Raw genomic sequence first — 9,675 nt, forward strand, 5'->3', positions numbered from 1 at the left:
CGCGCACACCCGCCCTCCCGGCATCGCGAAGGTGGTCAGTACCACCGGGACCCGCCGCCATGAGCAGCCGATCCGCGCCCCCCGCAGGCGCGGTGTCTCGACGTCCCCGCCGAGCACCTGCGCACGCGCCCGTGGTGGCGGGACTGCACTGCCTTGCTTGCGCAGATCCCGTTTCGCCAGGCAGCCGGTGACCGTCGTGGCGACCGGCGCCGGCACCGGGGCCGAACCGGCCGCTCGCCCACGTCAGGCGGGTCGGCGGGTCTGCGTGCTGCTCGGGCTGGCCGCGCTCCTCGTCCTCGCGGCCCTGCTCAGCCTGCGTGTGGGGTCGCTGACCGTGTCATGGCACGACGCGCTCGCGGCGCTGTTCGACTACCGCGGCCCGGCCGCCGCGCCGACCGGACAGACGGTGGTGCACAGCCTGCGGCTGCCCCGGACGGTCGTGGGGGTGGCCGTAGGCATCGCGCTGGGGATGACGGGGGCGCTCATGCAGGGCCTGACCCGCAACCCGCTCGCCGACCCCGGTCTGCTCGGGATCAACTCCGGGGCGGGGTTCGCGATCTCGGCGGCGATCACCGCCGGTGCCGGCTCCGTCGGGACCTACCTGTGGTTCTCGTTCTTGGGCGCGGCCGTTGCCGGGGTGCTCGTCTACGTGCTCGGGTCGGTCGGCGGTGGGGCGACCCCGGTCAAGCTCGCGCTCGCCGGGGCGATCATCGCGGCGTTCGTGGGCGCGTTGACCTCGACGCTCAATGTGGTCAACCCGAACGCCGCCGACGTCGCGCGGTTCTGGCTCGCCGGTTCGGTCGCCGGTGTCGCCTTCCCGACGCTGCTCACCGTGACCCCGTTCCTGCTCCTCGGCCTGCTCGTCGCCCTGGGTTGCGGTCGCGCGCTCAACGGGCTGGCGCTGGGAGACGACGTCGCCCGGGCACTCGGGCAACGGGTGGTGCTCAGCAGGGTCGCGGTGGCGCTCGCCGTGGTGCTGCTCGCGGCGTCCGCCGTCGCGCTCGCCGGACCGATCGCGTTCATCGGCCTGATGGTGCCGCACGTCTCGCGTTTCCTGGTCGGCCCCGACTACCGCTGGATCTTGCCCGCCGCGGCGCTGCTCGGCCCGTCGGTGCTGCTGCTGGCCGACGTGGCCGGGCGGATCGTCGCGATGCCCGGCGAGATCCAGGTGGGGATCATGACGGCGGTGCTGGGCGCCCCGGTCTTCATCTACCTGGCCCGCCGCCGAGCACTGGACGGCCTGTGAAGGCCACGACGAGGTCGCCGCGCCTGCGGCGCCGCCGCCTGGTGGTGCAGCTGCCCCGCCCGGAGGTCTCGCTCCGGTTCGACCGTCGTGGCCTGCTCACCCTGGCGCTGGTGTCGTTGCTGGCGCTCGTGGCGATGGCGATCACCCTCGTCGTCGGCCGGATCCCGATCCACTTCGACCAGGTCGTCGCCGCACTCCTCGGGCACGGCTCGGGCACCAGCAACCTGGTCATCACCACGCTGCGGCTGCCCCGGGTGCTCGTCGCGGTGTTCGTCGGCGCCGCGCTGGGCATGTCGGGAGCGATCTTCCAAAGCGTCACGCAGAACCCGCTGGTCGCCCCGGACATCATCGGGGTGACCAGCGGCGCGTCGGTGGCGGTGGTGACCATGATCGTGGTCGGCCACGGCGGGCAGCCACCGGCGCTGGTCTCCTTCGCCGGCGCCCTGTTGGCGGCCGCGGCGGTCTACCTGCTCTCGGTGCGGTCGGGGCTGTCGCGGTTGCGGCTGGTGCTCATCGGGATCGGTGTCAACGCCGCACTCGGAGCCCTCATCATCTACCTGCTGACCACCGCGTCGCTCAACCAGGTGCTGCAGGCCAACCGCTACCTGCTCGGCGACGTCTCCGGGGCCACCTGGCCGACCGTCCAAGGCCTGCTCCCGGCCGCGGCCGTGCTGATGGCGCTGGGTACCGGGCTGGGTGCCGGGATGCAGGTGCTGCAGCTCGGCGACGACGTGGCCACCGGTGTGGGAGCCCCCGTCGCCCGATCCCGGCTGCTGTTGATCGTCGTCGGTGTCGGCCTGGCCGGGGTTGCCGTCGCGGCGGCCGGTCCGGTCGGATTCGTGGCGTTCATCGCTCCACACATCGCCCGCGGGCTCGCCCGCAGCACGGGCGCCGTCGTGCTCCCGCTCTCGGCCGCGGTCGGCGGTGCGCTCGTGGTGATCGCCGACTACGCCGCGCAACGGCTGCTGGAACCGACGCAGCTGCCCGTGGGGATCCTCACGGTGGTCATCGGCGGGCCCTACTTCATGTACCTGCTGCTTCGGGCCTCACGAGCCGGACTCGTCGGATGAGCCAGCGCGGAACGTGGACGTCGCGAAAACCCTGGACAACGGAGGTGGACATGCCGAGGTCTCGTTCCCGGAGGTCGTCAGCGGGCGTGCTCGCGCTGCTGGTGGCCGCTGCGCTCGTCGCGGGATGTGCCTCCTCCCCGTCGGCGAGCTCGGTGCCCGCGAGCGGAGCGTCTGCGAGCGCCACGGCGCAGCGCACGACCTATCCGCTCACGATCACCCAACCCGACGGCACGCAGGCGATCATCCCCAAGGCGCCGACCCGGATCGTGACGGTGAACAACCCGTCGTACGCCGTCGAGTACCTCGTGGCCCTCGGGGTGGAACCCATCGGCGGGGAGATCTATCCGGCGGGCTCCAGCGGCCTCGAGTACGACTCCCGCGGGGTGCCCGCCGTGGTCAGCAGCCAGGTCACGGCGTTCACCTCGGTCGGGACCGCGCCGAACCAACCCGATCTCGAAGCGATCGTGGCGCTGACACCTGACCTGATCGTCGGCGGCAACGGCAAGACCGCCTACGACACGCCGCTGCAGGCGATCGCGCCGCTGGTGTCGATCTATCCCGAGTCGCCGCCCGGCCCGGGAATCCAGAGCCAGAACTGGTACCCGGAAATGGCGTTGCTGGCGAAGATCCTGGATCGGCAGGCGGAGTTCGACGCCTTCCTCGCCCAGTTCGAAGCGGCCGCGGCCGCGGCGCGCCCGGCCCTGACCGGCAAGACGGTGCGGCTGGTGTCAGCTCAGGGGGAGAACCTCTACATCCCGGGGCCGGGATACTTCCCGTCGCCGGTCCTGACCTACCTGGGGCTGATCGTGCCGCCCGCCCCCGACGGCGGGAGCTTCCTGTCCGGGTCGGACACGACCAACGGCATCGTCAAGCTCAGCCTGGAGCGGGCGTCCGAGCTGACCGGGGACTACCTCATGTTCGAGTCCACGGTCGGTGGTGCCGCCGCCCAGCAGGCATTTCTGTCGAATCCCGTCACCCAGCAGCTGCCTTCGGTCAAGGCCGGCCGGGTCATCGTCAGCGGACCGGGGACGCCCCTGGGCAACATCAACGGTGGGCCCCTCGACATCCTTGCCGGAATCCCGAACTACCCCAAGGCCTTCGAGGCGGGGAGGTAGCCGCCCGGCGCACCCGGCCGCGGCCGGCGATCCAGGTCACTCGAACGAGGTGGTCAGCTCCAGATCGTGACGTACACCGGCGGGCGAAACCGCGACGCCGGCATCCCCGCTCCGGGTGTGCGAAGAAGTTTCATCGCCTCCGGCGTTCCCAGGAAGTGGCGTAGCGAGCCCACGGCGGGCGACCGTCGCTCGGGGGCGAGCGTCGTTGCGTACCAGCAGGTCTCGAACGGTCTGCCGGGTACGTCGATCACCTGCAGCTCACGCCGCCGCAGCTGGTGCACCGCCAGGTGCAGGATTCCGGGCGCGGCGCCGGCACCCCGTACCGCGGCCTCCCATGCCGCGGTCTGGTTCGGGAACACGGACAGTCGCTCCTCGGGGACGCCGATGCTGCGCAGCATGCGGGAGACGTCGCTGCCGGGGTCGGTCGCGGCCGAATCCACGAGCCACGGCCATTGATCGGGGGAGCCGCTCATCCGGCTCTTGGGTGAGGTGAGGACGACCAGCTGACAACGGAAGATCGGTTCGCTGGCCAGCCCGAGGCTGCGGTCCTCGCCCAGGTACGGCCCGATGGCGAGGTCGGCGAGCCGCTGTGAGACCAGGGGGCCCATCTCCGCGGTGGTCGACACTCCGGCCGACACCTCGATCGAGCTGAGCGACCGTGCGGTGAAGGCGTCGGCGAGCGGCCCGGTGATGAACTCGACGATCGCGCTGGGCGCGACAAGGCGCAGCTGCTGCGCGGCACCCTTGGCCGACCGGACCGCCGACTCGGCCTCGGCGCCGAGGGAGACCATCTGGGCGGCGATTGTCAGCAGCCGCGTTCCCCCGGGGGTCAGGGTCATGCCCGGCCCGCCCCGCGTCAACAGCGGATCGTCGAGGTATTTGCGCAGTGCGGACAGTGCCTGGGACACAGCGGGTTCGCTGACTCCGAGCGCGTTCGCGGCTGCCTTCACCGACCCGAGCCGAGCTACGAGCACGAAGGCGTTGAGTTGGGTGAGTGTCACACCTGCCAGTTTGCCGGGTCGTATCCGGAGCGGCTCGCCTCGTCCCAACCAAGTCGGACGCGCCGAACCACGTTGCAGAACAACTGAACTCGCCGGCGACACGGCGCGGCGGTGCTGCTTCACTGCAATCGGCATAAGTGAAGACTTAACTGGTCTTGCCGAGCCATGTGAGGGCGACCATCATGATGGATCCACGTCCACCACCGGGAGAACGATGCAGGTTCCAGCCCACTTCGAGTACCAGCGTGCGACCTCCGTCGAGGATGCGATCGCCTTGTTGGAGCGCTATGGGCCGGAATCGAGGATCGTCGCCGGTGGCCACAGCCTGATCCCGATGATGAAGCTTCGGCTCGCTCAGCCGGAGCTGCTGGTCGACATCAACAACCTCACCGATCTCGCCGGGATCGGCGTGGTGGGGGAGGAACTGCGGATCGGTGCGATGGTCCGGCACGCGGAGTTGCTCGGCTCGGTAGTGGCCGGGGCGCACTTCCCGCTGCTGCACGACGCCGAGCGGGTGATCGCCGATCCGGTCGTGCGCAACCGAGGGACCGTCGGCGGCTCGGTCTGCCAGGCCGACCCGTCGGAGGACCTGTCCGCGGCCTTCACTGCCCTGCGCGCCACGGCCGTCATCGAGGGGTCGACCGGAGTCCGCCGGGTACCGATGCGGGAGTTCTTCGACGGCCCGTACCAGACCGCGGTCGGTCCCGCCGAGGTGCTGACCGAGCTGCGCATCCCGCTGTCGTGCTCGGCGACGCTGGCCGGCAGTAGCAGTGCCTACCTCAAGGTCGACCGCCGGGCTGGTGACTGGGCGGTCGCCGCGGCCGCAGCGGTGGTGCAGATCGACCGGGACAGCGTGGTCACCGAGGTCGGGATCGGCCTCACCGCCGTCGGAGCCCGCCAGTTCGTCGCCGTCGAGGCGGAGGACCATCTGCGGGGTCGGCAGCTGGCCGGTGAGCACATCGACGAGGCGAGCCGCATCGCCGAGCAGCACTGCAACCCGGTGGCCGATCAGCGGGGTCCCGCCGACTACAAGCGTCATCTCGCGGGTGAGCTCACTCGAAGGACGCTGCGCATGGCGGCGGCCCGTGCCGACCTCGCGATCGCCGGGAGGATCTAGGTGGAGATCACCGTCACCGTGAACGACCGCGACTACGTCCGCGATGTCGAGCCCCGCCTGTTGCTCGTGCACCTGCTGCGCGACGAGCTTGGCCTGACCGGCACCCACTGGGGCTGCGACACGTCCAACTGTGGCGCCTGCACCGTCTGGATGGACCGGGTGCCGGTGAAGGCGTGCACCGTCCTGGCCGTCATGGCGGGCGGTCGCTCGGTGCGGACCGTCGAGGGCCTGGAGGGCGGCGCCGGTGAGCTCGACCAGCTGCAGGTGTCGTTCGCGCTGTGCCACGGCCTGCAGTGCGGGTTCTGCACGCCGGGGATGCTCATGACGGCGCGCTGGCTGCTCGACCACAACCCGGACCCCTCCGACGGGGAGATCCGCGAGTCGATCAGCGGGCAGACGTGTCGGTGCACCGGGTACGAGAACATCGTCCGCTCGATCCGGCACGCCGCCACGGCCGAGCGGTCGCCGCGATGACCGGGCCGCCCCCGGGTCCCTTCGCCGGGCGCCCGACGCCGATGGGCCACGGGGACATGCTGCGCAAGGAGGACGCGCGGTTCGTGCGCGGCCGCGGCCGGTTCGTCGACGACATCCGGTTGCCGGGCATGCTCTACGGGGCGGTGCTGCGCAGCCCGTATGCGCACGCCCGGATCCTCTCGATCGACACCGGCGGGGCGCTCGCGCATCCCAAGGTGCGGGCCGTGATCACCGGCGCCGACCTCGAACGCCGGGGGATCGCCTGGATCCCCACGCTCTCACACGACGTGTCGGCGGTGCTTGCCACCGACAAGGTGCGCTACCAGGGGCAGGAGGTCGCCTTCGTCGTCGCGGAGGACCGCTACGCCGCCCGCGACGCGCTGAGCCTCGTCGAGGTGGAGTACGAACCGCTCGACCCGGTCATCGACGCCCAGCAGGCGCTGGCCCCGGGCGCCCCGGTGATCCGCGACGAGATCGCCGGCCGCACCGACAACCACATCTTCGACTGGGAGGCCGGGGATGCCGCGGCGACCGAGGCCGCCTTCGCCACCGCCGAGCACGTCAGCACCTGCGACATGCTCTACCCGCGTGTGCATCCGGCTCCGCTGGAGACCTGCGGGATCGTCGCCGACCTCGACCGGATCAGCGGCCGACTCGTCGTCTACGCCACCGCTCAGGCCCCGCACGCGCACCGCGCGCTCTACTCGGGGATCATCGGCGTGCCCGAGAACCGGATCCGGATCGTCGCACCGGACATCGGTGGCGGCTTCGGGAACAAGGTGGCGATCTATCCCGGCTACCTGTGCGCCGTGGTCGCGACGAGCATCATCGGGGCGCCGGTCAAGTGGACGGAGGACAGGTCCGAGAACCTCATGAGCACCTCCTTCGCGCGGGACTTCCACATGCGGGGCGAGATCGCGGCCACCCGCGACGGGCGGATCCAAGCGCTGCGCGTGCAGGTGCTCGCCGACCACGGTGCATTCAACGGGACCTCGCAGCCGTCGAAGTTCCCGGCCGGGTTCTTCCACATCTTCACGGGCTCATACGCGGTGCCGGCGGCGCACTGCGCGGTCCGCGGCGTCTACACCAACAAGGCCCCCGGCGGGGTCGCGTATGCCTGTTCGTTCCGCATCACCGAGGCGTCCTACCTCGTCGAGCGCATGGTCGACGTGCTGGCGTTCGATCTCAGGCTCGATCCGGCGCAGGTGCGCAGGGTCAACCTGCTGCGACCCGACCAGTTCCCCTACCGGTGCGCCACCGGATGGGAGTACGACTCCGGCGACTATCCGCGGGCGTTCGAGCTGGCGCTTGAGATGGCCGGTTATGACGAGCTGCGCCGCGAGCAGGCGTGCAGCCGTGCGGCGTACGCCGAGACCGGGACCGGCACCATGATGGGCATCGGCCTGTCGTTCTTCACCGAGGCCGTCGGCGCCGGGCCGCGCAAGGACATGGACATCGGCGGGTTCGGGATGGCCGATGCGGCCGAGCTGCGGGTGCACCCGACCGGATCGGCCGAGCTGCGGCTCTCGTGCATGTCGCAGGGCCAGGGTCACGAGACGACGTTCGCCCAGATCGTCGCCGAGGAGCTCGGGATCTCCCCGGACGACATCGAGGTCATCGAGGGCGACACCGATCGCACCCCGTTCGGGCTGGGCACCTACGGATCGCGGTCCACGCCCGTGTCCGGTGCCGCCGCCGTGATGGCGGCGCGCAAGGTACGCGAGCGCGCCCGGTTGGTCGCAGCGGCGATACTGGAGGTCTCCGCCGACGACCTGGAATGGGAGAAGGGCCGGTTCCACGTGCGCGGCGACCGGGAGGCCGGAGCCGGCATCGCCGAGATCGCCCGGGCCGCCCACTCCGGACTGGAGCTGCCCGACGGGGTCGAGGGCCAGCTCGACGCCACCTGCGTCTACAACCCGCCCAACCTGACGTTTCCGTTCGGCGCCTACCTGTGCGTCGTCGACGTCGATCTGGGGACCGGGCAGGTCATGGTCCGCCGGTTCATCGCTGTGGACGATTGTGGTGTGCGGATCAACCCGGCCATCGTCGAGGGACAGATACATGGCGGCCTCGCCGACGGGATTGGGATGGCGCTGATGGAGGTCATCGCCTTCGATGCCGACGGCAACCACCTCGGTGCGTCGTTCATGGACTACTTGTTGCCCACGGCGATGGAGTGTCCGTCCTGGGAATTGGGGCAGACGGTGACCCCGTCGCCACACCATCCCATCGGGGCCAAGGGCATCGGCGAGTCGGCCACCGTCGGATCACCGGCTGCGGTCGTGAACGCGGTACTCGACGCCATCGGCGTTCGACATGCCGACATGCCGCTCACCCCGGCCCAAGTGTGGTCGGCCACCCAGGGCCGGCCCATCCGAACCGATCTCGCTATCGGATGAGGACGACCTCCATGTCCTCCGGGATCTTGGCCACGGCCGTCGCCGCGGTGCCGCCTGCGCATCCATGCGGGTAGAGCGAGATCACGGGCAGCGCGGCCGCCTGCTCCCAGACCGTGGGCGTCGTCCTCGCCCGGTCGTTGATCATCTCGGTACGGATCGCGTCGAGTGCGACGCCGATGCCGACGACGTCGGCCCCGGGCTGACGCGCCGTGGTGAGGACGCTCTGCGTCGTCGTGCTGGTGCTCATCGAGGAGTGACCGCGACGGAGACGATGCAGGTCAGTCCGAATGCACCGGTGGTCCTCGCCTTCGGGGTGTCGGGTTGTCGAGCTCGGGTGGTTGTCTGCGGTCGTCATGTAGCTCCCTGCTCAGTGGTCGCGGGTGTGGCCGTGGGCGACGTATCCGGCGGGCTCGCGTCCGAGTTTGTGCTGCGCGGTGAGGCACCAGGGCTGGGCGAATAGCATCGCCGCGGACATGGTGGTGCGCCCCAGGTCGCCACCGGGGAGGCGGCTGAGCAGGATTGCGAGTCCACCGACGAACGGCAGGGTGTCCAGCGCGAGCAGCGGGTGCACCTCGCGCCCGAGGCTCGCGCTTGTCGACCAGCGCCAGGGTGCCGACTTACAGGACACGGCTTAGAACCTGATGTTGGCGTCAAGTGTCGATCGAGGTGGCACGAGTCACGGGGGTGCGATGCGGATCGGGGAACTCGCGTCGCGGGCCGGGCTCAGAGTCCGCTCCGTCCGCTACTACGAGGAGCAGGGCCTGCTCGCCAGCGGCCGCACCGCCGGTGGGCAGCGGTGGTACACCGAAGTCGACGTGGAGCGGGTCACGCTCATCCAGCGGTTCTACGCCGCGGGCCTGTCCAGCAGCACCATCGCCACCCTCATGCCGTGCGTGGACACGCCCAGCGAGGCCACCTCCGAGGCTGAGCTCGTCCGCATGGCCGAGGAACGCGAGCGGCTCAGCGCGCACATCGTCGAGCTCGTCCGCACCCGGGAGTCGCTCGAAGAGATCATGCGCATCGCGCGCGAGCATCGGGCGGCTCTTGGGTCTGCCGCCCCGCTGGTGGCGGTGCACGTGAGGTCTGCTGGCCGGACAGGTTGATCAACCGGACGAGCGGTGCGTGGTTCCCGATGGCGGTCGGTACGTCGGCCGGGGAGACGGGATGATCAAGCCCCGGTGGTGCTAGTGTCGCGTGCCGGAAGTTGATTGACGGTGGGCTTTCGCGATGATCGTGTCGGCGTCTTTAGTCCA

The 9,675-nt window shown here is 70.6% G+C and carries 10 protein-coding genes; 7 read left to right on the forward strand and 3 right to left on the reverse strand.

Features of this window, described 5'->3' with window-relative positions:
• Nucleotides 1–187: 187 nt before the first annotated feature.
• The 3 genes from ACFPFQ_RS23955 to ACFPFQ_RS23965 are packed head-to-tail and all read left to right on the forward strand — an operon-like array spanning nt 188 to nt 3,431.
• Nucleotides 188–1,246, forward strand: a complete 1,059-nt coding sequence (locus ACFPFQ_RS23955; RefSeq protein ID WP_379622507.1) for a FecCD family ABC transporter permease — start codon at nt 188–190, stop codon at nt 1,244–1,246.
• A complete protein-coding gene (locus ACFPFQ_RS23960) occupies nt 1,243–2,316 on the forward strand; it encodes a FecCD family ABC transporter permease (RefSeq protein ID WP_379622509.1) in 1,074 nt (357 codons plus the stop codon). The genes ACFPFQ_RS23955 and ACFPFQ_RS23960 overlap by 4 nt, the downstream gene beginning before the upstream one ends.
• 50 nt (nt 2,317–2,366) lie before the next feature.
• Nucleotides 2,367–3,431, forward strand: coding sequence for an ABC transporter substrate-binding protein (locus tag ACFPFQ_RS23965; protein ID WP_379622511.1), 1,065 nt, complete (start codon nt 2,367–2,369; stop codon nt 3,429–3,431).
• Nucleotides 3,432–3,484: 53 nt separating this feature from the next.
• Here the strand turns inward: ACFPFQ_RS23965 and ACFPFQ_RS23970 are convergent, their stop codons facing one another.
• A complete protein-coding gene (locus tag ACFPFQ_RS23970) occupies nt 3,485–4,432 on the reverse strand; it encodes a LysR family transcriptional regulator (RefSeq protein WP_379622513.1) in 948 nt (315 codons plus the stop codon).
• Between the two features lie 214 nt (nt 4,433–4,646).
• On the opposite strand from ACFPFQ_RS23970, the gene ACFPFQ_RS23975 reads away from it, so the two are divergent.
• The 3 genes from ACFPFQ_RS23975 to ACFPFQ_RS23985 are packed head-to-tail and all read left to right on the forward strand — an operon-like array spanning nt 4,647 to nt 8,422.
• A complete protein-coding gene (locus ACFPFQ_RS23975) occupies nt 4,647–5,549 on the forward strand; it encodes an FAD binding domain-containing protein (protein WP_379622515.1) in 903 nt (300 codons plus the stop codon).
• On the forward strand, nt 5,550–6,023 hold the full coding sequence (locus ACFPFQ_RS23980) for a (2Fe-2S)-binding protein (RefSeq protein ID WP_379622517.1): 474 nt from the start codon (nt 5,550–5,552) through the stop codon (nt 6,021–6,023).
• Nucleotides 6,020–8,422, forward strand: coding sequence for an aerobic carbon-monoxide dehydrogenase large subunit (locus ACFPFQ_RS23985; protein ID WP_379622519.1), 2,403 nt, complete (start codon nt 6,020–6,022; stop codon nt 8,420–8,422). The genes ACFPFQ_RS23980 and ACFPFQ_RS23985 overlap by 4 nt, the downstream gene beginning before the upstream one ends.
• On the opposite strand, the gene ACFPFQ_RS23990 is transcribed toward ACFPFQ_RS23985, so the two are convergent.
• Together ACFPFQ_RS23990 and ACFPFQ_RS23995 are read right to left on the reverse strand one after the other, a co-directional pair.
• Nucleotides 8,412–8,669, reverse strand: coding sequence for a hypothetical protein (locus ACFPFQ_RS23990; protein WP_379622521.1), 258 nt, complete (start codon nt 8,667–8,669; stop codon nt 8,412–8,414). The two genes, ACFPFQ_RS23985 and ACFPFQ_RS23990, sit on opposite strands and share 11 nt — an antisense overlap.
• A 120-nt stretch (nt 8,670–8,789) precedes the next feature.
• Nucleotides 8,790–9,050 carry a hypothetical protein gene (locus ACFPFQ_RS23995; RefSeq protein ID WP_379622523.1) on the reverse strand — a complete coding sequence of 87 codons (261 nt, stop codon included), beginning with the start codon at nt 9,048–9,050 and terminating at the stop codon, nt 8,790–8,792.
• A 61-nt stretch (nt 9,051–9,111) separates the two neighbouring features.
• Between ACFPFQ_RS23995 and ACFPFQ_RS24000 the strand changes: the two genes are divergently transcribed.
• On the forward strand, nt 9,112–9,525 hold the full coding sequence (locus ACFPFQ_RS24000; RefSeq protein ID WP_379622524.1) for a MerR family transcriptional regulator: 414 nt from the start codon (nt 9,112–9,114) through the stop codon (nt 9,523–9,525).
• Nucleotides 9,526–9,675 lie beyond the last annotated feature (150 nt).

The sequence above is a fragment of the Pseudonocardia sp. GCM10023141 genome (genome assembly GCF_042653605.1).